Origin of the sequence: Geomonas sp. Red32, assembly GCF_023652955.1 — a bacterium.
GTDB lineage: Bacteria > Desulfobacterota > Desulfuromonadia > Geobacterales > Geobacteraceae > Geomonas.
The window spans coordinates 130,682-155,477 of record NZ_JAKLOY010000003.1 but is presented as its reverse complement, the minus strand read 5'-3'; the positions used below and the strand labels follow the sequence as shown (position 1 = coordinate 155,477).

16 protein-coding genes are annotated in these 24,796 nt (G+C 64.5%); 9 read left to right on the top strand and 7 right to left on the bottom strand.

The features are described 5' to 3' along the window. Nucleotides 1–19: 19 nt before the first annotated feature. Together dprA and L4X63_RS09970 are read right to left on the bottom strand one after the other, a co-directional pair. Complete coding sequence (dprA, locus tag L4X63_RS09975) at nt 20–1,099, bottom strand: DNA-processing protein DprA (RefSeq protein ID WP_250678481.1); 1,080 nt, start codon at nt 1,097–1,099, stop codon at nt 20–22. A 21-nt stretch (nt 1,100–1,120) separates the two neighbouring features. Further along, the gene (locus tag L4X63_RS09970; RefSeq protein ID WP_250678480.1) at nt 1,121–2,155 is read right to left on the bottom strand and encodes a LysM peptidoglycan-binding domain-containing protein; all 1,035 of its coding nucleotides are present in this window, start codon (nt 2,153–2,155) and stop codon (nt 1,121–1,123) included. Between the two features lie 484 nt (nt 2,156–2,639). Between L4X63_RS09970 and L4X63_RS09965 the strand changes: the two genes are divergently transcribed. The 7 genes from L4X63_RS09965 to L4X63_RS09935 all read left to right on the top strand — a co-directional run bounded on the left by L4X63_RS09965 (nt 2,640) and on the right by L4X63_RS09935 (nt 11,247). Beyond that, on the top strand, nt 2,640–3,833 hold the full coding sequence (locus L4X63_RS09965) for a peptidase U32 family protein (protein WP_250678479.1): 1,194 nt from the start codon (nt 2,640–2,642) through the stop codon (nt 3,831–3,833). Next, complete coding sequence (locus L4X63_RS09960) at nt 3,830–5,605, top strand: glycosyltransferase family 39 protein (RefSeq protein ID WP_250678478.1); 1,776 nt, start codon at nt 3,830–3,832, stop codon at nt 5,603–5,605. The genes L4X63_RS09965 and L4X63_RS09960 overlap by 4 nt, the downstream gene beginning before the upstream one ends. Nucleotides 5,606–5,993: 388 nt before the next feature. Then, nucleotides 5,994–7,157, top strand: coding sequence for a DegT/DnrJ/EryC1/StrS family aminotransferase (locus tag L4X63_RS09955; RefSeq protein ID WP_250678477.1), 1,164 nt, complete (start codon nt 5,994–5,996; stop codon nt 7,155–7,157). An 18-nt stretch (nt 7,158–7,175) separates the two neighbouring features. Then, a complete protein-coding gene (locus L4X63_RS09950) occupies nt 7,176–8,129 on the top strand; it encodes a glycosyltransferase (protein WP_250678476.1) in 954 nt (317 codons plus the stop codon). Then, the gene (locus L4X63_RS09945; RefSeq protein WP_250678475.1) at nt 8,126–9,037 is read left to right on the top strand and encodes a formyltransferase; all 912 of its coding nucleotides are present in this window, start codon (nt 8,126–8,128) and stop codon (nt 9,035–9,037) included. The genes L4X63_RS09950 and L4X63_RS09945 overlap by 4 nt, the downstream gene beginning before the upstream one ends. Before the next feature lie 117 nt (nt 9,038–9,154). Beyond that, entirely contained in the window at nt 9,155–10,195 is a 1,041-nt protein-coding gene (locus tag L4X63_RS09940; protein ID WP_250678474.1) for a bifunctional UDP-4-keto-pentose/UDP-xylose synthase, read from the top strand. Nucleotides 10,196–10,359: 164 nt separating this feature from the next. After that, nucleotides 10,360–11,247 (top strand): 4-deoxy-4-formamido-L-arabinose-phosphoundecaprenol deformylase, encoded by an 888-nt coding sequence (locus L4X63_RS09935; RefSeq protein ID WP_250678473.1) that lies wholly within the window; start codon nt 10,360–10,362, stop codon nt 11,245–11,247. 129 nt (nt 11,248–11,376) lie between these two features. Here the strand turns inward: L4X63_RS09935 and L4X63_RS09930 are convergent, their stop codons facing one another. From L4X63_RS09930 to L4X63_RS09910, 5 genes are all read right to left on the bottom strand, one after another. Further along, nucleotides 11,377–12,342 (bottom strand): diguanylate cyclase, encoded by a 966-nt coding sequence (locus L4X63_RS09930; protein WP_250678472.1) that lies wholly within the window; start codon nt 12,340–12,342, stop codon nt 11,377–11,379. Nucleotides 12,343–12,445: 103 nt separating this feature from the next. Further along, nucleotides 12,446–14,221, bottom strand: coding sequence for a sensor histidine kinase (locus L4X63_RS09925; RefSeq protein WP_250678471.1), 1,776 nt, complete (start codon nt 14,219–14,221; stop codon nt 12,446–12,448). Between the two features lie 23 nt (nt 14,222–14,244). Then, nucleotides 14,245–15,642, bottom strand: coding sequence for a hypothetical protein (locus L4X63_RS09920; RefSeq protein ID WP_250678470.1), 1,398 nt, complete (start codon nt 15,640–15,642; stop codon nt 14,245–14,247). Then, nucleotides 15,639–21,638 carry an OmpA family protein gene (locus L4X63_RS09915; protein ID WP_250678469.1) on the bottom strand — a complete coding sequence of 2,000 codons (6,000 nt, stop codon included), beginning with the start codon at nt 21,636–21,638 and terminating at the stop codon, nt 15,639–15,641. The genes L4X63_RS09920 and L4X63_RS09915 overlap by 4 nt, the downstream gene beginning before the upstream one ends. Nucleotides 21,639–21,768: 130 nt before the next feature. Further along, nucleotides 21,769–23,028, bottom strand: a complete 1,260-nt coding sequence (locus L4X63_RS09910) for a COG1470 family protein (RefSeq protein ID WP_250678468.1) — start codon at nt 23,026–23,028, stop codon at nt 21,769–21,771. A 125-nt stretch (nt 23,029–23,153) separates the two neighbouring features. Between L4X63_RS09910 and L4X63_RS09905 the strand changes: the two genes are divergently transcribed. Together L4X63_RS09905 and L4X63_RS09900 are read left to right on the top strand one after the other, a co-directional pair. Beyond that, complete coding sequence (locus tag L4X63_RS09905; protein ID WP_250678467.1) at nt 23,154–23,411, top strand: DUF4911 domain-containing protein; 258 nt, start codon at nt 23,154–23,156, stop codon at nt 23,409–23,411. Then, complete coding sequence (locus L4X63_RS09900) at nt 23,405–24,790, top strand: TldD/PmbA family protein (protein ID WP_250678466.1); 1,386 nt, start codon at nt 23,405–23,407, stop codon at nt 24,788–24,790. The genes L4X63_RS09905 and L4X63_RS09900 overlap by 7 nt, the downstream gene beginning before the upstream one ends. Nucleotides 24,791–24,796: the final 6 nt, after the last annotated feature.

Below are 24,796 nucleotides of genomic sequence, written 5' to 3'. Positions count from 1 at the left end.
GATCGGCGCTGCCGGTCGCTCAGGTTACCGCGAAATGCTTCCCGGGGAGTTGCATCACCGCCCCCTTGAGCTCCAGGCGCAGTAACGTAGCGGAAACCTCCGACGCTGTCAACGAGCTCCGTACGATGAGGTCGTCGATGTGGAGCGGTCCCTGGCAAAGGAGGGCGTAAATCTCGGCCTCCCGGCCGGTCAGCGAGAAGGAGGGAGGCTGCGGAATCTCCCCGGCCGGGCGGGGTTCGATGGAGAGCTCCTCGAGGATGTCCTCGACCCGCTCGACCAGTTTGGCCCCTTCCTTGATGAGTGCGTTGCATCCCCGGCTTCCGCTCAGGGTGACGTTGCCGGGGACCGCGAAGACCTCCCGCCCCTGCTCCAACGCGTAGCGGGCGGTGATCAGCGAGCCGCTCGCCTCGCCTGCCTCGACCACCACCACGCCGCGGGAAAGGGCGCTGATGATCCGGTTGCGGCGGGGAAAGTTCTCGGCCAGCGGCGCGGTCCCCATGGGGAATTCGGTGATCACCGCTCCCTGTTTCGTCAAGCTCTCATGAAGAGCGCCGTTCTCGGGAGGGTAGATGACGTCGATACCGCAACCAAGGACGGCGATGCTCCTGCCTTCGTTTTTGAGCGCCCCCCAATGGGCGGCGGTGTCGATCCCCCTGGCCATTCCCGAGACCACCGCGATCCCCTGCCCGGCGAGGTCGTGGGCGAGGCGGGTGGCGGTGGCGAGCCCGTACTGCGAGGCGCGCCGGGAGCCGACCAGGGCGACGGCCGTCTCGTTCCCCCTGAGCTCTCCCTTCACATAGAGGAAAGGAGGGGGGTCGGGGATTTCCATCAACAGGCGCGGGTAGCGCTCGGAAAGGATGTCGACCACGGCCGCCCCGCTCGCCGCGAGACGCTCCTCTTCAGCGGCGGCGAAGGGCCGGTAGTCGTGGCTGGAGAGAGATTCGACGGCGGCCCGGCTCACCCCTTTGACCCGGGAGAGCTCGTGCGCCGAGGCCTTCAGCACCCGCTCCGGTGTCCCGAAATGCGAGACGAGACGGAGGAAGGTGACGTTTCCGACCAGGGGAACCGATTTCAGGCCGAACCAGTAGTAGTGCTCCATGGGGTTCCCCCCCCCGGCAAACTACCTGCTTTTCTTCATCTCCACCCGGTCGCCGCGGTAGATGGTATCGACGCTCTTCACGATCACGGCGGTCGACGTATTGAGGCCGGTCTTCAGCACCACCAGGGCGCCGACCACCTCGACCGGGAACTTGTCCACCCGGGACTTGGTATAACGCTGGTCGAGAGTCACGTCGCGGACGATGTACAGGAGGTTACCCGGCTGCACCCCCTGCGCGCGCCCGAGGTCCAGGAAGACCAGGTCGCGGACGGCGATTACCTTGTTGCCGGTCTGGCTCTCGACGATGTACCCGACCAGGTCGCGGTCGGCGGCCCTGAGGGGAACCGTCACCTTCTTATCCTGCACCGGCAGCAAGTAGCTCCCGGGGGAGATCTCCTGGTAGGATTTGGTGATGATCGCCTTGGAGACCTTTTCCTCGACCTCGGAGAGCTGCAACTCGCCAAGCGGGATCACCCGCTCCCCGACGATCTCGTTGGTCACCGGGTGGCTCACCGCCCCCATCTTTTTGTAGATGGAATAACGGTCGCCGACGTTGGCACCGTTGCCCCTGCCGAGGTCGGTGTAGACGATGTCGTCGGTCCCGACGATCTTGCGGTTCTGGGCGGTGGCGATGATGGCCCCGGCCGGCGGCTGGCCGTCCTCAACCAGGAAACCTTCGCTTCCGGTCACCGAGAACGCCTGGACCGGCTCCTCGGGGGGCGGAGCAACCTCGGTCCCGGCGGGAGCGGCCGGTGGGGCCTCCGCGGCAGGGGCCGCCTGCTGAGGCTTCGGCTGCTCGATCTCGATGCGGTCGCTGTAGACCCTGATCTTTTGGCCGGGATAGATGAAATGCGGGTTGCCGATCCCGTTCTCGCCGTTGGCCGCCCAGAGGTTGGGCCAGTAGTGGGGATCGTTAAGGAAGCGCTTGGAGAGCCCCCACAGGGTGTCGCCAGGGGCGATGGTGTAGATGGTGGGCTGGTCAGACGCCGCAGCCGCCGGGAATACGGGGGCTGCCAAGGAAAGTAAAAGCAGTGCCACGGGAAAACGGTATCTCATAAGCTCCTTTAAGGGGCTAAGCGCCCCGGCCTCCTCCCCGCCGGGGTGTCTCCGGCGCGGTCCGTGCTCCAGCATTATATATAATGGGTTCCGCGGTCAAGCTTGGCTAATGTTGGCTGGATGAACCTCTCATGAGGCTGAAGTGCCCGATTTTTGTCCTGCCGGGGTACCTGGCTGCCCCGGAAAGGGCCGTCCAGAGCGGGTTCGCAGCCGCCGGAAAAGGTGTCAAAAAAACCTCTACCGGAGAAAAATTTAACATAATTAAAGCTTTTTGGAGGTCAATGTCAAGGAGAAAGCGGGCTTTTGGGGGTTCATTACACCGGCGTTCTGTGCTAGTGTGTGCCCGCATCGACTTCATAGAGTACGTCGCTCCCCTTGAGGAGCGACGTGGAACTGAGCATACGTGACAAGCACTGCCATAACGATAGGTAACAGCCGCAGGGGGGACAGGGTAAAACCCGAACTCCTCGCCCCGGCCGGGAACATGGAAAAATTGAAGGTGGCGATCCGCTACGGCGCGGACGCCGTCTACCTGGGGGGAAAGGCCTTCGGGCTTCGCAACCTGGCCGACAACTTCACCGTCGCCGAACTGGCCGAGGCGGCCGGCTACGCCCACCGCCACGGCGTGAAGGTCTATCTCACGGTGAACGCCTTTCCCGGCAACGGCGCGCTGGAAACGCTGGAAGCCTTCCTGGACGAGATCGAGCCCATCCCCTTCGACGGCCTGATCGCCGCCGACCCAGGCGTCATCGCCCTCATCCGCGAGAAGCTGCCCGCCCGGGAGATCCACCTCTCCACCCAGGCCAACACCACCAACTGGAAAAGCGCCTCCTTCTGGCATAGCCAGGGGGTGGGCCGGGTGAACCTTGCCCGCGAGGTGCCGCTCGACGAGGTCCGGGAGACCGCCCAAAAATGTCCGGGCCTCGAACTGGAGGCCTTCGTCCACGGCGCCATGTGTATCTCCTACTCCGGGCGCTGCCTCCTCTCCAGCGCCATGACCGGTCGCGACGCCAACCACGGGGAGTGTACCCAGCCCTGCCGCTGGAACTACGCCATCGTGGAGGAGACCCGCCCCGGCGAATACTTCCCGATCGTCGAGGACGACAGCGGAAGCTTCATCTTCAATTCGAAAGACCTCTGCCTGATCGAGCATCTCCCCGAAATCATCGAAAGCGGCGTCCACTCGTTGAAGATCGAGGGGCGCATGAAGGGGATCTACTACGCGGCGAGCGTCATCAGAGTCTACCGGGCAGCAATCGACAGCTACTGGGAAAACCCGGCGGGCTACCGGCTGAAACAAGAATGGCTGGAAGAGCTCAGCAAGGTGAGCCACCGGGGCTACACCACCGGCTTTCTGTTCGGCAAGCCGCGCGACGTCGACCACGAGTACCTGAGCCGCTACATCCGGAGCTACGAGTTCGTGGCCATGGTGCAGGGGAGCGCTCCGGACGGCGGCACCCTTTTGGGGGTGAGAAACCGGCTGAAGGTCGGGGACACCCTGGAACTGATCGGCCAGGGGGCGGAGTTCACCTCCTTTACGCTGACGGAAATGAGCGACGAGGAAGGGAATCCCCTCGAGGTGGCCCACGCCAACCAGCGGGTGGTGATCCCGCACTTCCCCGGCGCCTGCGAATTCGACCTGATCCGGCGGGAGAAACCCTTGAAGGTGGCGGAATGAAATTTTTCAGAGACGAGGCGGGAAGCGCCATCAGGGACCTCGGCGTCCTCTTGATCGGCTTCGGGGTGCTCTTTTTCCAGTTCCTGGGGCGGCTCCCCCTGATCGACCCGGACGAGGGGCGCTACATCGAGATCCCCCGGGAGATGCTGGTGCGCGGGGACTTCGTCACCCCGATACTCAACCACGTGAAGTACTTCGAGAAGCCCCCGCTTCACTACTGGCTGAACGTGATCTCCCTGAAGATCTTCGGCGAAGGCGAACTGGCGGCGCGCGTCCCCGGAACTCTCTGCGGGCTTTTCACGGTCCTTCTCACCTACTGGGTGGGGCGCCAGCTCTTCAGCCGCCGCAGCGGACTTTTGGCCGCCATCGTCCTCGGCACCTCGGTGGGCTTCGTGATCCAGTCCCGGATCAACTTCACCGACATGACCCTCACCTTCTGCCTGACCGGCGCCTTCATCTTCTTCATGCTGGCGGCGCGGGACGGGTACCCGAGGCAGGGACTCCACTACTATCTCTTCTACGCCTTCATGGGGCTCGCCGTGCTCGCCAAGGGGCTGATCGGCATCGTGCTGCCGGGTGCGGTCATCTTCATGTACATGCTTATGACCAGGCGCTGGCGCCTTCTCAAGGAGATGAGGATCCCCACCGGCACCATCGTCTTCCTGGCGGTCTGCGCCCCCTGGTTCGTGCTGGTCTCACTGCGTAACCCGGAGTTCGCCCACTTCTTCTTCATCCATGAGCATTTCCAGCGCTTTCTGACCAAGATTCACCACCGCTACCAGCCGTTATGGTTCTTCGTCCCGGTGCTTTTGGGGACCATGCTCCCGTGGTCCTTGTTCATTCCGGCCGCGCTGAGAAGCGGGTGGAAGGAGCGGAAAGCGGATCCCGAGAAGTTCTTCCTTTTCCTCTGGGCGGTCATCATCTTCGCCTTCTTCTCGAAGTCGAACTCCAAGCTCATCCCTTACATCCTTCCGGTGTTCCCTCCGCTGGCCCTTTTGATCGGCGACTGGTTCGTCAAAGGATGGAACGCTGCCTCGATCCGGCGCGTGAGCATGGCCACCGCGGGGTTATTGATCCTGATCGGCGCCGGTGCCATCGCCTACCCGTTCACCTTCCGCAATCCCGAGATCGGGACCACCGCCGGAATCGTGGTGGGGGCCCTCTTCCTCGTCCAGGGGATCGTCTGCCTGATCGCCGGCCGCAAGGGGGACCCGGCCGCCTTCATCGTCCCCCTGGCCGCCGCCACCTTCGTGGTTATCGCCGGGGCGCCGCCGTACATCTACGAGCAGGTCGCCGTCAAGAACTCCGCCCGGGAACTTTCCCGCGCCATCCAGCAGGATCCCCGCCAGGATGTCCAGATCGCCTGCCTGTCGGATTACCAGCAGGGGATCGCCTTCTACACCCACCGCCGCGTCATGCTGGTCGGCGACGACCGCGACGAGCTCGACTTCGGGAGCCGTCAGGGGGACCACGCCGCCTGGTTCCCGACCCTTCCGGAGTTCGCCAAAGAGTGGGACTCCGGCAAACCTTTCCTCGTGGTGGTCAAGAAGGGTGAACTGGCCAAGTTCCAGGCCGCCTGCAAAAAAACGGGACGCCTGGTGATGAAGGCCGGAAACCGCCTGCTGCTCGCCAACGACGAGCAGGCCAGCTCAAGCGCCACGCCAACGCCAAGCGCCACGCCAACGCAAACCGGCACGCCCAAGGCAACCGCTACGCCAACTGCATCCGCCACGCAACCCTCAACCGCCAAACCAACCCCATCCTCACCCTGACCCTCCCTCCAGGGGAGGGAACCTGCATTCCCCCTCCCCTGGAGGGAGGGGGTCAGGGGGTGGGGGAAGCCTCCACGCAGCACCCATGCCGGCACCTGTGACACGTCCCAGTACAGCAAAAATCCCCCTTGTCCCCCCTTCGCAAAGGGGGGGGACGTGACGCCGGGAGCGACGGATACCCACGCCCGTCGTTTGATCCTCCCGCCTACGACCCAATCACATCGGTGGTGCGCTGCCCACCCTACGGTAAAACCCGGCCTTCCTTCCTCCGCTCTCTCCATCGGCTCCGTATACTCAAAATCCTGCCGCGCCGGGGGAAAGTGTTTGACCCGAGGGTCTGTTCATGTAATATTGGCAGGTCAATGTCTAATGAGCAGGAGGGCTTTTCGTGCGAGAGAAATTTCTTCCCTTTTCCATCCCGACAATAGGTGAAGAAGAGATCAACGAGGTGGTGGATTCCCTGAGGAGCGGGTGGATCACCACCGGTCCGAAGGTGAAGCGTTTCGAGGACGCCTTCAAGGAGTACGTAGGCGCCCCGCACGCGGTACCCCTCTCCTCGGCGACCGCCGGACTGCACCTTGTCATGCTCGCCCTGAACCTCAAGCCCGGCGACGAGGTGATCACCACCCCGATGACCTTCGCCGCCACCGTCAGCATGATCGTCCAGGCAGGCGGCAAACCGGTCCTGGCCGACATCGAGCCGGGCACCCTCAACATCGACGTCAACGAAATCCGCAAAAAGATCACCCCGAAGACCCGCGCCCTGGTCCCGGTCCACTTCGCCGGGCAGCCGTGCGACATGGACGAGATCTTCGCCCTGGCCAAGGAGCATAACCTCACCGTCATCGAGGATGCCGCCCACGCCATCGGCACCGAGTACAAGGGGGCCCGCATCGGCTCGCTCGACAGCGTCTCGGTCTTCTCCTTCCACCCCATCAAGAACATCACCACCGGCGAAGGGGGGATGGTCGCCACCCGCAACGAACAGCTCGCCGAGGAAATCTCGCTCATGAAGTTCCATGGGATGAGCCGGGAAGCGTGGAAACGCTACCAGGCGAGCGGCACTCCCAACTACGACATCATGATGCCGGGCTTCAAGTACAACATGATGGACCTGCAGGCCGCCCTCGGGGTGCACCAGCTCGCGAAGCTCGACAGCTTCATCGAGATGCGCACCGTGCTGGCCAACTTCTACACGGAGGCGCTCTACGAGGTCGACGAGGTGCTCACCCCGCTGGAGGTCCCCTATCCCCACCGGCACGCCTGGCACCTCTACACCCCGCTCATCAGGATCGAGGAGCTGACCATCAACCGCGACGAGTTCATGAACGAGCTGAAAAAGCTCAACATCGGCTCGGGCCTCCATTTCAAGGCGATCCATCACCACCCCTTCTACCGCGAGACCCTTAACGTCGAACCGGGTGAGCTGCCGCACGCCGATTACGCCTCCGACCGGATCCTTTCGCTGCCGCTTTTCCCGCTCATGACGCTGGACGACGCGCGCGACGTGGTGGAGGCCATCAAGACCGTCATCGCCAGGAACAGGAAATAAGAAAGGCACCTGGAGACCATGGAAAAACCGTACATCAGTATCGTGATCCCCGCCTATAACGAGGAGGGGAACCTCCCGTCGCTCATGGACAGGCTCTTGCCGGTCATGCGCGGGCTGGGAAAATCCTTCGAAATCATCTTCACCGACGACGGCTCCCGCGACCGCACCCTTCCCATCCTCAAAGCCATGACTGAAACGATCCCCGAGCTCCGGGTGATCGAGTTCAACGGCAACTTCGGCCAGCACATGGCAATCCTGGCCGCGTTCGAGCGGAGCCGCGGCGACATCGTCATCACCCTCGACGCCGACCTGCAGAACCCTCCCGAGGAGATTCCCAAGCTGGTCGCCGAGATCGAGAAGGGACACGACGTGGTGGGGACCATCCGGCAAAAACGCCAGGATACCTTCTTCCGCCGCGGCGCCTCCAAGATCGTCAACATCACCACCAACAAGATGACTGGGATGAAGATGAGCGACTACGGCTGCATGCTGCGCGCCTATCATCGCCATATCATCGACAACATCAACCGCTGCCAGGAAACCACCACCTTCATACCGGCCCTCGCCCAGACCTTCGCCGCCAACCCGACCGAGATCCAGGTCGCGCACGCGGAAAGGAGCGAGGGTGAGAGCAAGTACTCGCTCTACAAGCTGATCAGGCTGAACTTTGACCTGATGACCGGCTTTTCCGTGGTCCCGCTGCAGCTCTTCGCCCTGATGGGAATCTTCACCTCGCTGGCCTCCATCGGCTTCGCCCTGTTCCTCTTGATCCGCCGCTTCATCATCGGCGCCGAGGTGGAGGGGGTCTTCACCCTGTTCGCCATCCTCTTCTTCTTTGTCGGGGTGATCATCTTCGGGATCGGCATCGTGGGCGAGTACGTGGGGAGGATCTACCAGGAGGTCCGCCGCCGTCCGCGCTACGTGGTGAGAAAAGTCCACGGCGGCGACGAAGGGACGGGGGTGAACTGGTGAGCGGGAAGATTATCGTCTGCGCCTACCACAACGTCGGCTACCGCTGCCTTTCCGAACTGCTCCGCCAGGGGGCCGAAGTGGCGCTGGTTTTCACCCACGAAGACTCGGCGACAGAGGAGATCTGGTTCGAGTCGGTGCGTAAGCTGGCGGCGAAGCACGGAATACCCACCGAGACCGGCGACATCAACCTCCCGGAGAACGTCGCCCGCGTGCGCGAGATCGCGCCCGACCTGCTCCTTTCCTTCTATTACCGGAACATGATCAAGCCGGAGGTGCTGGAGATTCCGAAGAGGGGCGCATTGAACCTGCACGGCTCCTATCTCCCGAAGTACCGCGGACGGGTGCCCATCAACTGGGCAGTCATCAACGGCGAGACCGAGACGGGCGCCACCTTGCACTACATGGTGGAGAAGCCGGACGCCGGGGATATCGTGGACCAGGAGAAGGTGGCCATCGAGTTCACCGACACCGCCCACGACGTGTTCGGCAAGGTCACCGAGGCCGCCGTCAAGGTGATCTCCCGCTCGTTCCCGCTGCTGATTAATGGCACCGCCCCCAGGATTCCCATGGATCTCAAGACCGGGAGCTACTTCGGCGGGCGCAAGCCGGCCGACGGCAAGATCGACTGGAACCGGAGCGCGGTGGAGATCTACAACCTGATCCGCGGGGTGACCCACCCCTACCCTGGCGCCTTCGCCGAGCTGGACGGGAAGAAGGTGCTGATCTGGAAAGCCATCCCGGTGGAAGGGGAAGGAGAGCCGGGGAAGATCGTCAGCGTCGAGCCCCTCAGGGTCGGCACCGGCGCCGGTCTGCTGGAGATCCGTTCCCTTCAGGAGGACGGAGCAGCGGAAGTCGAGGCAAGGGAATACGTGCGGCTGGCGGGGATAAAGGGCGGCAGCTTCTCCTAACCTCCCCTCCCCCACCCCCTCGCCCCCTCCCTCAAGGGGAGGGGAATTGCATACCTATTCGCAGGACAACCTGCTTTTCTTAGAAGACAATTTGAAAAACCATAGATTGGAGACAACATGAAAGTTCTTATCCTCGGCGTCAACGGCTTCATCGGCAACGCCCTCACCAGGAGAATCCTGGACACCACCGACTGGGAAGTCTACGGTCTGGACATGAGCTGCGACAAGCTCGAGCATTCGATGGGACACCCCCGCTTCAACTTCCTCGAGGGTGACATCACCATCAACAAGGAGTGGATCGAGTACAACATCAAGAAGTGCGACGTGGTGCTGCCGCTGGTGGCCATCGCCACCCCCGTCACCTACGTCAAGGATCCGCTGCGCGTGTTCGAGCTCGACTTCGAGGAAAACCTCAAGATCATCCGCCAGTGCGTGAGATACAAGAAGCGGGTCATCTTCCCGTCCACCTCCGAGGTGTACGGCATGAGCCCGGACGCCGAGTTCGACGAGGAAAACTCGCCGCTCATGCTCGGCCCGATCAACAAGGAGCGCTGGATCTACTCCTGCGCTAAGCAGATGCTCGACCGCGTCATCTATGCCTACGGCGAGCACGAAGGGCTCCGCTACACCCTGTTCCGCCCCTTCAACTGGATCGGCCCCAAGCTCGACTCCATCTCCACCGCCAAAGAGGGCAGCTCCCGCGTGCTGACCCAGTTCCTCTACAACATCCTGGCCGGGGAGCCGATCTCCCTGGTGGACGGCGGCAACCAGCGCCGCTCCTTCACCTTCGTCGAGGACGGGATCGACGCCCTCATGAAGATCATCGAGAACAAGGACGGATGCGCCGACAGCGGCATCTTCAACATCGGTAACCCGGTGAACGACCTCTCCGTGAAGGAGCTGGCCCTCAAACTGCGCGACCTAGTGAAGGAGTACCCGGGCTACGAGGAGAAGGCCAACAACTGCCAGATCGTCGAGACCACCTCCGACAGCTTCTACGGTAAGGGTTACCAGGACATGCTTAACCGCGTCCCGTCCGTCAAGAACGCCAAGAAGAAGCTTGGGTGGGAGCCGACCACCAGCATCGACGATGCTCTCAGGAAAACCCTCGATTTCTACCTCATCGAGCAGCGCGAGAAGATCGAGCACCTGCTCTAAACCGTCCTATTCTCACCCCACCCCCTGCCCCCCTCCCCTTGTGGGAGGGGGGCAGGGGGTGGGGGAGGCTTCCACGCAGTAGTACCCTGGCATGAAGGCAAATCCCCCCTGTCCCCCCTTTGACAAGGGGGGAACGTGTAGCCCCCTCTCGAGGTCCCCCACCAATGACCTACGTAGCCCTCAAAGTCGACGTCGATACCTACGTCGGAACCCGCGACGGAGTTCCGCGTCTTTTGGACATCATGGAGCAGGCCGGCATCCGCTCCACTTTCTACTTCTCCATGGGGCCGGACAACTCCGGCAAGGCGATCCGGCGGATCTTCACCCGCAAGGGGTTCCTCCAGAAGATGCTCCGCACCAAGGCGCCGGGCGCCTACGGGCTGAAGACCATGATGTACGGGACACTGCTGCCCGCTCCCCAGATCGCGTCCTCGTTCCCGGAGGTGCTACGCACCACGGCCGCGCAGGGGCACGAGACCGGCGTCCACTGCTGGGACCACGTATACTGGCACGACTACCTGCCGCGCCTCAGCGAGGTGCAGGTGGCCAAGGAAATGGGCCAGGCGGCAGATCTCTTCCAGAAGATCATGGGAGCCCGCCCGGCCACCACCGCCGCACCCGGCTGGACCGTCTCCGCCACCTCGCTCGCCCTCCAGGACAGCATGAAGCTCGACTTTTGCAGCGACTCCCGCGGTTACGCCCCCTTCTACCCCGTCTTCGCAGGGAAGCGCTACGCCACTCTCCAGATCCCCAGCACCTGGCCTACCTTGGACGAGATCATCGGTACCGACGGTGTCACCGCCGGCAACGTCAACGATTTCTACCTCTCAAAGCTGAAGCCGGGGCTGAACGTCCATACCATCCACGCTGAGATGGAAGGAGGGATCATGTCCGAGTCGTTCATCAGGCTGATCGAGCACCTGCAGCGGCTGGGCGTCCGCTTCGTCACCTTGGCCGAAGCGGCCGCTCTCTTCGGCAAGGACGCCCCCGACGCCGAGATGTATATGGGCGAGCTCCCCGGCCGGGCCGGACTCGTGGCGATCCAGAAATAAAAAAGGGGTTACGGCGCGCTGCCGTAACCCCTTTTTTTGTAAGAGTGTCTCTCCCATCAGTTCCCCACGACTACCCCATCCTCACCCCGCCCCTCTCCTTGAAGGAGAGGGAGTCATTAGCGGTTCCAGTCACCTGTCCGTCACCGGTGGCGGTTGTCCTAGGACGCGGTTGCGGCCGCTGCGTTTGACCTCGTAGAGGAGACGGTCGGCGAAGGAGAGGAGGGAGGGGGCGTCGATGCCGTCGTCCGGATAACAGGCGACGCCGACGCTGACCGACACGATACCGAGCGGCTGCTTGTCGCGGCCGGGGAAGGGCTCATCCGCTACCCGCGACCTGATCGACTCGGCGATCCGCACGGCATCCTGCTTCGAGGTCTCCGGAAGCATCAGCACGAACTCCTCTCCCCCATAGCGCGCCGCGACGTCCGAGCACCGCACCCCCGATTTAAGGATCCCCGCCAGGGTCTTCAAAAGGCTGTCCCCCTCCGGATGGCCGTGGGTGTCGTTGTAGACCTTGAAGTGATCGACGTCCATGAAGATGAGCGAGCAGTGCTTCTGGTACCGCTTGGCCCGGCTGATCTCCTTGGCGAGCGACTCCTGGAAGTAGCGGTGGTTGAAAAGCCCGGTCAATCCGTCCCGGACCGCCATCTCTTTGAGTGCATCGTTGGCCTGCTGCAGCTCCTCGTTGGTCCGCTTCAACTGTTCCACAAGCTCGCGGTTCTGGGCCACCAGCCTCGCCTTTTCCGCAGCCCGCCCGGCCACCGCCGAGATGAGATCCAGGCTCTCGAAAGGCTTGATCAGGTAGTCGTAGGCACCCGCCCGTAGGCAGGTTACCGCACTGTCGAGCGAGGCATGGCTGGTCATGATCACCACCTGGGTATCGGGATTATGCTGCTTGATCTCGGTCAGCAGCTCGATCCCGCTCATTCCACCCATCCGGATGTCGGTGATCACCAGGGGGTGCGACACCTCCCGGAAGGACTGCAGCGCCTCCTCCCCGCTGGCGGCCTCCGACACCTTGAAACCATCCGCCTCCAAGACCTGTAACAGCACGCTTCTCAAGGTCTCCTCATCATCAACGACCAGTAGATTCATGGCTCTACCTCCTTATCCTACCGTAGCATTCTGTAGGGTGGGCACCCCGTGCCCACGCGGGTCCGACAGTCTCAAAAGGCCGGTGGGCAGGGGGTTGCCCACCCTACAACGTCCCCAACGTGGGGAGCGTGATCACGAAGGTCGCCCCCTCCCCTTCCCCGCCTTCGACGCGGATGTCGCCTCCGTGGTCTTTTACGATCCCGTAAGTCACCGAGAGGCCAAGACCGGTCCCCTGCCCGGCAGGCTTGGTGGTGAAGAAGGGGTCGAAGATCTTCGCCCTGATCTTCTCAGGTATGCCCGGGCCGCTGTCGGCGATCCGCAGCTCCAGCCACCCCTGCGCCCCCTCCCTCGCGGTCAGCCGGATGGTGCCGGGGGAACCGGACATCGCCTGCTGGGCGTTGATCATCAGGTTCATGAGCACCTGCTGGAGCTGGTTAGCGTTGCCGGAGCAGGCGGGGAGCCGATCGGCCAGCTCCTTCTCCACCCGGATGCTGTTGATCCCCAGCTGGTGGTCCACGATGGCAATGGCATCGGAGACCACCTGGCGAAGATCGACCTCCTCGAACTCCACCCGCTCCTGCCGCGCGAACTTCAGGAGGTTCTCGATGATGTTCTTGCAGCGCTTGGTCTCTTTCTCGATGATCTTCAGGTTCTTGCCGATCGAGGTACTCTCCTCCACCCCCCGCATCGAGAGCTGGGCGATCCCCAGGATACCCGCCAGTGGGTTCTTCACCTCGTGGGCGATCCCGGCTCCCAGAGCACCGAAGGCGGCCATCTTCTCCGACTGGACCAGCTGGGCATAGAGCTCCTTGAGCGCCTTCTCCCTCCCGTTCAACTCCACCGCCATCGTGTTGAAGGAATCCGCCAGGGCACCGATCTCGTCGGAGGAATCGGTCTTGACCTCGATGTCGAAGCGCCCCTGCCCCACCATGCGGGTCGCCTCGGATAGCTTCTCGATGGGACGGGTGAGCCGCCGGGACCAGAAGAGGCTCAGCAATGAGGCGGCGGCCAGGAGAGAAAGGGAGACCGCGAGGAGGTCGGAGAGGAGCTTTCGGGAGGTGAGGTAGGCGGCGCTCTTGGGGATCTGGACCCCGGCGGTGAGCTTCCCGCAGGCGATGGGAGAAAATCCACCTACCATCCCCCGGCCGTCGCTCCGGTACTCCATGGTGGTGCCGGAGCCGGGAAGCCGTCCCACCCGTTCCCGCCACCCCCGGGCCACGGCGGCCCCGATCTTCATCTTGTCCGAATGCGCGAGGAAGGTCCCGTTGGAGTCGAGCAGGAAGGTCTCGAAGACCCGCGAGCGGCGGGCGAGTCCCTGCAACCGGTCCAGCCGGATCACCGCCGAGGCGGTCACCGCTTCGGCGCCGTTTGCCGACGGTTCGCAGATCGTCAGGGTAAGGGTAGGGAGCTTGGGAGAGACCGTGGAGTTCTCGACGTGGGACTCCCCCGCGGTGAGGGTGGCGGGTGGGAGATGGCGCTCCCGGTACCGCTCCAGCTCCTCCCTGGCGACACCGGCCGCTTGGAGCCCTGCCGCATCGTAGACGGTCTCCTCGCCGTCGGGAGTCGTCCTGGTCACCATGACGAACTCGCCGAACTCCTCGAACAGCCCCTTGAGAACCCGCTGCCGTTCCGGATCCACCTCCCCCCCCATTACCTTGGAGAAGAGGCGGAGCCGCTCCCGGTAGCCGGTCATCAGGGCATTGGCCTCGGCGGCGGTATGGAGCACCACGGTGGAGGTGAGGTCGTGGATGTAGGCGGTCTTGTCGACGTGGAAGAGCCTCGCCATGGTGAAGGTGATGACGCTCAGAACCACCGAGACGACCAGCAGCATGGCCACCAGCATCTTGAACCTGAGGGGAACTTTCGGCTTGATTCTCATGCGTCCTCCTTGGTTGGCGGCGGTCACGGCACCGCGGGGGGCGGGGTATCGGGGTCGCCGTAGACGACACGGGAGGCATAGCTGGCGTTGCCTGCCGCGTCGAAGGCCTCCACCCGGATGAGGTTGACCCCGGCCCGCAGCCGCAGGGGATGCTGGAACTTCCCGGCCTGCTCGAGGGGGATCTCAACACCGTCGACGAAGACCCGGGAGCCGGCCCCCGCCCTGCCGCTCAAAAGGTAGAGCCCGGGTCTCACCTTATGGGTCGGAAAGTCGACCTTCAGCTCCGGGGTCCCCAGTTTCTGGACGAGCTCGCACTCCCCGGCCCGGCTGAACGCCCCCTCCCTCCCCTCTTCGATCCTGCTTACCCGCCAGTAGTAGGATCCCTTGGAGAGATTGCCCGCATTCCAGGTATGGGAGAGGGAGGGCCCCTTGGGATAGCGGAGGGCAGCAGCCTGGGCCGCACCGGCTTTCCCCGCGTCTTCCCGGCGGCAGGTAACGCCCCCCTCGCTGGCGGCGGATGCCGCTCCGGCGCCGGTTCCCCGGCTACCGGCGGGAGCCCCGTTGCAGATGAGCTTTTCGTCGAGGAGGGGGGCGGCAAAGCGGGGCGAATCCGCGAGCTGGAAATGGAAGCGCCCGGCCGGAGCACTCCAGGCGAAACGTGCCTTGGGGGGCACCAACCGGTAGAGGTAGCTCGATTTTTCCCCGGTCAACCGTGGCGCGTCCGGGAGCCTGACGGGGCGCCCCAGCGCCCTCCCCTGCCTCAGCATGATCCCGTAATTGGCAGGGATCCGCACCACACCTCCCCCGGTCACGATGCTGGCGCTTCCGGCGTAGACCGCGAGGCTTTGGGACCCGCCGCCTGCGGGGGAGATGACGAAACGCGCCGCCCCCGGGGCGATGGCAGCGACATGCCCCGCGGCGGCGACTTCCACCCGCATCTTCCTTCCGGCCGAGAGATTCCCCCGCACCTCTCCCTCCACCTGGACCCGGTAGTTCCGCGGGCTCTCCGGCTCCTCGGCGTTAGTCCTGGTCACCACCATGAGGGAATTGCTCCCGAGGTAGAGGCGGTCCTTGGGGGCGAAGGATATCTCGGCGCCCGAATCGTCCAGGGTCTGCACGGCGTCCCGGCTGTAGAGCGGCAACCCTTGGCTCGCGCCACCCCAGGCGATGGAATCCCCCCTCCTGAAGCGGACGTCGTGGCGAAGCGAGGAAAGGGTCGCCTCCACCTGCCTCCCCCCGGCAAGGCGGCCGGGAAGCGGCTCGCTGGAGCCTCCCACCATTTCCTTGAGCGGCGTTCCGCTTGGAAAGAGTGCGTAGAGAAAGGCGAAGAACAGCGAGAAAAGAACGAGCACCAGCACGAGCGCACCTCCCGCCTCCAGCGCCGCCGTTCCCCACCCTTTGGGCAGCTTCGCCCCTTTCATCGCTTCTCCTCCCCGGGTTCGATCAACTCCTCGCTCGTGAGCCGGATGTTGAGAAGCCTGGAGCATCCGATCCCGTTGCGGAGCACCATCCCGATCACCCGCTCTCCCCTGGCCACCGGGAGCTCGACGGAGAAGGCGCCCGATTCGGCCGGGACCGGGCTCCCATCGATCTCGAGGGAGCTGCCCGGTTCGACGCTTCCGGAGAGGGTGCAGCGTCCCCTCCCCTGCCCGTCCACCGCCAGCCATCCATCCCCCTTGCCATGGGGAACCCTCTTCTCGCCTGCCGGGCCGGCGACCCTGATGCCGGGGACCGGAAGGGTGGTGGCAAGCATCCTCCCCTGGGAGTCCCCCATCTCGATGTCGAGGAGCACGTTATCGGCGGGGACGTCCGTGTCGAAGCGCCCCATCCGGTCCACCGGGATACGGCTCCCGTTCACCACCAGGTACGGCGCGGTGCGGTAGCGGTCGTCGGGCTTGACCGGGACGATGTCGGTGAAATCCCCCTTGAGCTCCACACGGCGGTTGGCGCGCCGCCCGGCAGTGGTGACGTTATCCGCCACCGGACGCGACTTCCCGTACCAGCGCCGGATGAGCCGCGACGGGGCGATCCCCTCCTCGCGGATAAGGTAATCGACCGCCGACTGGCAGCGCTTACGGGAGAGCTCCATGTTGTAGGCGACGGTGCCGATGGCGTCAGTGTGCCCCTCCACGATCACCCTTTCCTTCGGGTGGGCCCGGATCACCCGTGCCGCCCCCTTGAGGAGACGCTTCGCCTCCGGGGTGAGGTTCCAGGTATCGAAGACGAAGGCGCCGCCAGCCAGGGTCAGGAGTACCGCCTCCCCCTTGTCGATGCCGAAGAGATCCCTGCCGGTGGCGAAGGTGGAGCCGTCGCGGTAGACCACACGGAGCTGGTACTGGTAGATCTTGCCCTGCTGCAACGGGGCCGCCCCACTCCCGTTTCCCCAAGCGATGCGGGCGGGAGGCGCGCCTTCACCCTTCACCTCGTTAACCGGGGCGCCCTCCTGGTTCATGATGACGAGCCCCCAGGCGGCAACCGAAGCGGGATCTCCCACCCGGGCGAGGAAGGCCTGCGGGGTAACGAGGGTAGCGACCTTGAGGTTCGCCTCCCGTTTCAGCCGCTCGCGGGTAACGGTGACGTCGGTGGAGGGGAGCCGGACCGGTCCGCCGTTGACGAGCAGGGTGAAGAGCTCGGCGCTCCCCGAAAGCCTCAGCGGCTCGTCCACCCGCTCCGCCGCCACCTTCAGGAGCCGCACAGGAGGAGCCGTCTGCACGGTAACCGTCGGCTGGGCGGCGGGCGGCTCCACGTGGGCGGCCTTGGGAGGAGCGGGGAGTGGGACAACCTTGGCCTCCGAGCTCTCGAACATATCCTCGTCGAACTTGACCTTGATGCCGACGAAGGGCCCCTGCCCCTGGAAGCTCTCTCCGGTCAGGTCGCGGTCGTCGAGCCGGGCGTAGTTGTAGCCCGCTTTCAGCACCACATTGCGGTAGACCCGGTACCCCGCACCCGCGATGGCGCCGAAGCTGTGGAGACCGGTGTCGTACTGGTTCATGAGTTTCAGGTAGAGGTAGAGTTCCCAGCGCTCAGCGAGGTCGTAGGAGATCCCCCCCAGGATGAGGTCGGTATAGGTCCGGGAGCTCTGTCCCAGGAGGCTTTGCCAGGCCACCTTTCCCGCATACTTCCCCTGGAGGGTCCAATCCTTCACCACGCGCCAGGTCGGCTCCGCGGAGAGGATGAAGCTCCGGGTGGTGCCGGTCCCGGCGGTTTCGTTGTCGTCGAGCTTGTAGCGGGCCAGGGTCAACAGTTGCAGCGCGCTCCCCTCCAGCGGACGGTACGCGGTCCCCAAGTAGCTGTCTAAAAGCCGGTCGTGGCCAGTGGCGAGGTCGTGGTCGGAGAAGGTCCCCTTGGCGAGGAGGGTCCACTGACTGGTGGCGCGGTAGGCAAGCGAGGCCCCGTAGAGCGAGCTGGTATCGCCGGGTCCGGTCCGGAACTCGTAGCGGCCGGTGGCCTTGAGATCCTTCTGGCGCAGGTATTCACCGGCCATGGCAAAGGCGGTCCGAGTGCCGGAATCCCCCTGCACGGTCTGCACCCGCTCGAGCGAACCGTTCAAGAGAAGCCCTTCCATGAGGCGGTAGCGGCTGTTCAGGCCCAGGATCGCCTGCCCTCTCTCCTGCGACAGGGCGTGCTCCAGCTGGTAGCCGGTGCGCGATTCCAGGCTTATCCCGTCGCGGTCGAGGAGCTTCGTGTTGAGGTCAACGCTGCTCTGATCGCTGCTTCCCCCCAGTCCGCTGGAGAGCTGGTAGCCGGTGACGAGCCGCATTTTCTCCGTCAGGCGGCTCTCTACCCCGGCCCTGGTCGCCTGGCGAATGAGCGGGCTCCCTTCCTGGTACTCCTCGGTGACGAAGAGCTTGGTGGCGTCGTTCAAACGGTAGTCGAGCTTCAGGAAGGTGCGCGACTGGTACTCCGCCACCGTCGAAGGGGCGAGGAGCAAGTCCTGCCGCAAGGTCGCGTCGAGGCGCGGAGCGAGGGGGCCCTTGATGCCGCCGTAGATAAGGTCCGAATGCCCCTCCGAACTCCCCGTATCCTCCTCGATCCTCTTGAAGCCGCCTTCCGCCTCGAAGAGGGAGAACTTGCGGAGAACACCGGCCTGGTTCCCGAACTGGCAGGTGCCGTTGATCTCGTCCTTGGCGACGAAGCTTTCGGCGAAGAGGAGCGTGTCCGGCAGACCGCGGTAATCGAGGCGGCCGCCGAACTTGTTGGTGCCGGTTTCGTTGCCGGTCATCGAGGGGTTCACGAAGTCGGCCTCCACCTTCCGGTAATAGCCGCCGACGGTGAGCGCATCGAAGGGATTGGCGGTGAGCTCCGTCTTCCAGGCGCTCCCGCGCCCGTGCTCGAGCGTATCGCTCACCGCCCCCTCCCCCTTGAGGCTCAGCCGCTCGCCTATCTTCAAGCCGCCGTCGAGACCGTAGAGGGTGGAATCCTTGAAGCTCTTCTGCTCGACCACCGCAGTACCGCCGACGTAGGAACCGGTTTCCGACTTGAAGAGAGCCCGTCCGCCATAGACGTACTTTTCCGTGGCCCCCGCCTGGCTCTGGTAGACCACCTCGATGGTCACCGGATTCAGGTTCTGGTCCAGCGAAGGGACCGGCTCCTTGAAGAGGATGGCGCCGGAGTTGTAGTCGATGGAGTAGTCGAGGTAGCGGATCTTCTCGGCTACCGAGATGAGGCGTTCCGAGTGGTAGCGGTCCCGGACCTCGATCCGCACCCGCTCGCTGTTCTCGAAGACCGGCTTATGGGAGAGGAAGTAGTACCCCGAGGTGCCGTTGCCGGGGATCTCGTCCCGGACCGTCTCTTGGTCGCTGCGGCTTTCGAACCCCTTGACGTCCATCTCGCGCGTGTTGAGTTCGAACTTGACCCCGTTGAGCGCGCGGTCGTAGCGGGAGAATTCGTTCTCCGAGAGGTCCGTCTTGAAGTCCCCGGCGAGGAGGTAGGAGCGGCCCGCCTCCAGTTTGAAGTAGATCTTTCCGCGGGATTGCGCCTCGTAGCCGATATCCGAGGCGTCCCCGTAAACGGGGTAGTACTTCTCGGGGTCGATGGTCTGGAAGACCCCGTCGGGTGGCTTCTTGTCCGAGTCGTAGGCGGCGGTGAGGAGGTATTTGCCGAGGATCTGGCCGCGGGTGAAGAAGGCGAGCCGTTCCTCGTGGAAGATGCCGGACTCGAAGCGGTCCTGGCGGTCGATGTTTTCGATATGTCCGCTCACGCCGCGGGTACCGGCCGTAAGGTCGCCGAGGCCGACCAGGATCCAGTCGCGGAGCTGGTTCGAGAAGAAGAGGTCGACCGAGCCGGAGCCCCCCTGCCCGCCGCTCACCGTGATGCGGTCCTGGCCGGCCTTCTGAGCGGCCCGGACGCGGAAGATTCCGGCACCGTCGTTGATGAGGACCTGGTGGCCGGGGAGCGCGGGATCGCAGTCGGGGTCGACGATGGCGCCCCGGGAGAGGGAAACCGTGACCATGGCCGGACCGGGTACCCTTTTGCCGCGGGCATCCAGTGTCTCCACCGTGAAGGGGACCACCGTCTTGCCATCGGCGGGGACGTCGAGCCGGTCCGGGGTCAACCGGATGCGTGTCGCCACCGCCAGGGCGCGCTGCCCGCCCGGTGCCGGCTGCCCATCGGGTGCCGCTACCCCGGCTACCCCGGCTACCCCAGCTACCCCAGCTACCCCAGCTACCCCGGCTACCCCGGCTACTCCGACAGCGCCTGTTGTCCCTGTTGTCCCTGTTGTCCCTGTTGTCCCTGTTGTCCGACCATCCACCACCGCAAAATCCCCCCGAGCCGGTCCCCCGAACGGCACCGCCACAAACTGTGACCACCCCACCCCGGCGAAGGCGGTGTTGTACGGCACCGCCCGCAACCCGGGGGCCAGTGTATTCCGGTCGATCTTCACGACATGCATCCCCGCCGCCACCCCCGTGAAGGAATACTGCCCCTCCGAGTCGGTGAAGGAGTACGAACCATCCTCCAGGTAGATCCGCACCCCCGGCACCCCCGGCTCGCCGGGCCCCGGCACCCCATTGCCATCGCGGTCCACGAAGACCCGCCCCATGACGATCGCCTTGTCCCCGAGGATCGACGACCGCACCCTCACCGACGCAGACGCCGGCGCCGACATCACCGGCACTCCCGTCGCCGTGCTTCCCGAGGCGGCCGCCACGTTGACCGCCAGCCCGACGGGTACGTCACCGGAAACCGCACAGCGATAGGTGAGCGTCTTTCTCCCACCGGCGGCAACACTCCCCAGGTCCCACCTGGTATCCTCCCCGGCGCCCTGCGGATCGCCCGCCGCCATCCCGTCCACAGCGGCGCTCCCTTTGACAAGCCGGAAGCCCAGGGGAAGACTGTCGTAAAGGGCCAGGTGGGAAAGGTCCGCAGCGCCATCGTTTTCGACCAGCACGGAATACGAGACGGCATCCCCCACCTCGGCGGTGGCGGACCCGGCGGACTTGGTGACCCGCAGCCCGGTGGCCACCACACTGTTGATGACCGTGTTGGAGAGCACCGGAGCCGTTGTCACCGCACTGGTCGCCGTGACGTTGTTGGCGACCGCAACCCCACCGGAGACCCCGGGCCGGATCCTCGCCTGGAAGGTGATGGTCCCCGCATAGCCGATAGGAAGCGTGGCCAGGTCGAAGTAGAGATTCCCGGTAGCGGCATCCCACGTCGCCACCCCGGTCACCCCATCCGGGAAGACCACGCTCCCCGCCTGATACTCCAGCAGCGGATTGATGAGATCGGTAAGCCGCACCGAGGGAAGATCGAGGAGTCCCCCGTTGGCAACGGTAATCCGGTAGGTGAGGAGAGTCCCTGCCAGCACGCTTCCTGGCGGATCGACCTCGATGACCGGCGCGGCCAGCCCCCCCGGCGCCGGTATCAGCAGCTGGTCTTTCAACGACGCGCTTCGCGAGGGGAATAACGTGGAGATGGCGGTGAGGGTAACGATGTCCATGATCCCGTCTTTGCCGGGCGGTGGAGTGATCCGCACGACGAAATCCGCCGAGGCACCCGGAGCGATGGGTCCGATCATCCCGTCGCCGGAGGCAGTGGCCGCCAAGGGGCTCTTGCCATCGGAGGCGAAATACTGCACCTGGGGGAGCACGCCATCCTGGGCGAAGGTGGCTTGCAGCACCACGGCCCTGAGCTGGAAGGAATCGGCCGCGTTCCCCCGGTTGGTGACCGTGTGGAGGAAATCCACCGGGCGCCCTGCCGCGGTGACCGCCGTCCTCGGCGGCGCGAGCCCCGGGCCGGCCAGATCCTGGATGGTGACCTGGGTCTGGTTGGAGACCGCCTGCCTCGCGGCCGGAGTGGTGAACCCTGCCGTGAAGCCATGGCTGATCACCGTTCCTGACGGTGTCAGCGCCGCCGCCGTGACCGGGATAAGAAGAGCGAGCAGGAGCGCCAGGAGCCTCGTCCCCACCGCCATTGCGGGCCTGGGTTTCCGGCGCGCAAGTGCCTCCCAACCCTTTAGGGTGAAAGAGAGTGGGCGGCTGGCCGGGAACTTCTTCGCAATCTTCCTTACGGCAGGTACCATAACCGCCCTTTCACCGCGCTGGTCACTCTACCTGGACACGAAAGTAGACATAGAGGGTCTTACCTGGCGAGAGCGCACCTCCCACGGAATCGGTCGCCCCCTGGCCGAGCCGTGCGATCACCCTTCCTGCGTTCTCCTTCGCGGTACCGCATTCGGCGCCGGCGCAGGGGGATCCCCCTCCCGTACCGGAGGTGCCGACCCAGAAGGTCCCCGCCACGGGAGCGGTGTGCTGGGGGAGAGGCTCATCGATGGACAGGGCATTGGCCTGAGCGGAGCCGCTGTTGGTCACGCTCATGCGGTACTCCAGGGTGTCGCCCAGGTACGCCGCCGCGGAGGTCTGGAAGCTCCCTCCCTGGGTGATGTTGCGAACGGTCTCGGTGACGGTCACTGCGGCAGCGAGGGCCGTGGTGGTGACGTCGTCGCTTCCTCCCGCCCCGGTTCCAGCCACCACCAGCCTGGTCACCGCGTTGGCGCCGTCAAGGCTTTCGGGCGGCACGGTAACCGCCACTACGAAACGGCTGGAGAGACCGGGGGCGAGCGGACCGGTCGATAGCTTGGGGGCGCCATCATCCCCGCGGACGAGGGTCGGCCATCCACCGGGAGCGACGGTGGAGAGCGCGAAATCGTTGACCGTGCTCCCGACATTGGTGACCGTGTAGGCATAGGCGACCACGCTTCCCGGGAGGCCGGTGCCGTCGGGAGGGGCCGAGACGGTCAACGCCGGAGTAGATCCGCAGGCCACGGTCTCGGTCTTCACCTGGTCGAGCCTAGCGCCATCCGACACCGACACCGCCGTAACCGCCACCCGGAAGCTCGCCCCGGGGGTGATGGCCGCTGGGGTGACCTGGACCAGGAAGGATACCGAGGCACCCGGCGCCAAGGCTGCGGTGAGAAGTCCCTCCCCTGCGAATTCCAGCGTGCGGTCCAGCCCGGCGCCATCCTGGTAGGCAACGGCGAAGCCGCCTCCCCCGCCGGTACCTTTGAGCAGAAAGCGGTCCGGAAAATCGCCGGCGTTCTTGACCTGCACCCGGTACCTGGCCGGATTTCCCTCGAAGGCACCTTGCGAGACGCTTTGCAGCGAGGCGGCGGCTTCGATCACCCCGCTCCCCAGGTAGGCGGCATCGCTATCGGCGGCGGCACGCACGGCGAGATCGGGCTGGAAAGCGCCCCAGGCGCCCCGAGCAGTGAAGGGTATGGAAATCAGCAGCCAGAGGACCAGGAAAAGCCGGACAACCAGGAAGGCTCGCGGGCGGAAATATGTATTAGTTTTTGTTAATGCCATGCCAGAGAAAATATCAGATGGCGGCAGAGAGGCAAGAAGGGGAAAGAAAATTTGTTTTTTGCCAACCGTAGTGGTATGTAAATTTGGTGAATTCCCAATCAAGGACGGGACGTTAGGGAGAGCGGATGAGAGAGGCTGCCGAAGGGATGGCATTGGAGACGGCAAACAGATACTACCAGCTCGCCGGCCGGGACCTGGTCTACATGAAGTTTATTCTCGAGGGGTATGAAGGACTCTCCACCATGAGCACAGTGGACGGAAAGCGGGGGATTGTGAAAGTGAACTACCCTCTCCCGTTCGCCGATGACATGGCTAAGCTTATGGAGGCTCTCGCCAAAGAGATAGAGGTCAGGGAAGTGACCGAGGAGGGGGAACCGTGCTAGAGACGCTCGACACTACTGCCATTCTCAAGCGTGCCCTCGCTGGCGGTGGAGAGTATGCGGACATCTATTTCGAGGACAGCACGGCCACCTCGGTGGCCTGCGACGACGGCAAGGTCGAGCGCATTCTTTCCGCGGGGGACCGCGGGATCGGCATCCGGGTAATCTCCGCCCTCGGCACCTCCTACGCCTACACCAATCTGCTCACGCGGGATTCGCTCTTGGAGCTGGCCGACACTTTGAGCCGTGGCGTACGCAACGGCGCCCCCTTTGCAGGGGACATCAACCTCGGCCGCCGCCAAAGCGGCTCCTTCCCGATAGCCATCTCTCCCGACGAGATCGGGCTCCAGGAGAAGGTCTCCCTGGTCACCCGCGCCGACCGTGCCGCCCGCGATCACGACCGGCGGGTACGCCAGGTGATGGCGACCTACCGTGACTCCCTCGTGAAAACCCAGACGGTGAACTCGCTGGGAGAATTCCACGAGGACCTCGCCACCTCAACCGTATTCATCGCGCAGGTAGTTGCGCGCGACGGCGAGGTGACCCAGACGGGGCATGAGCCGATCGGCGCCCAGCGCGGCTTCGAGCTCTTTAACGACACCTCCCCCGAGGAGCTGGCCGTGCGCGCGGCATCCCGCGCGGTGATGATGCTCGGCGCGAGGAAATCGCCGGCGGGGCAGTTCCCCGTGGTCCTCTCCAGCGAGGCGGGGGGGACCATGGTACACGAGGCGATCGGGCACGGGCTGGAGGCCGACCTCGTGCAGGCGGGTACCTCCGTCTACCGCGGCAAGACCGGCCAGCAGGTCGCCTCCGAGCTCATCACCGTCATCGACGACGCGACCATCCCCTATGCCCGCGGATCCTTCAGCTTCGACAGCGAGGGGAGCCCCGCCCAGAAGACCGTGCTGGTGGAAAACGGCATCCTCAAGGGGTACATGTACGACCGGCTTTCCGCCATGAAAGAGGGCTGTCAATCCACCGGCAACGGCCGTCGCGAGTCCTACCGCGCGCGCCCCATCGTGAGGATGACCAACACCCTGATCGCCCCGGGAGAAAGCGACCCGGCCGAGATCGTGAAAAGCGTCGACCGCGGCATCTTCGTCCGGCGCATGGGAGGTGGGCAGGTCAACACCGTCACCGGCGATTTCGTGTTCGAGGTGTCGGAAGGGTATCTGATCGAAAATGGCCAGGTAGGAGAGCCGGTGCGGGGAGCGACGCTCGCGGGGAACGGGCCGGAGGTATTGAAGAAGATCACCATGGTAGGGAATGATCTCGGTTTCGGGATCGGCACCTGCGGCAAAGACGGCCAAGGCGTCCCCGTCGCCGACGCCCAGCCCACCCTCCTCATCACCGGCATCACCGTCGGCGGATCGAAGAAGTAGCACGAC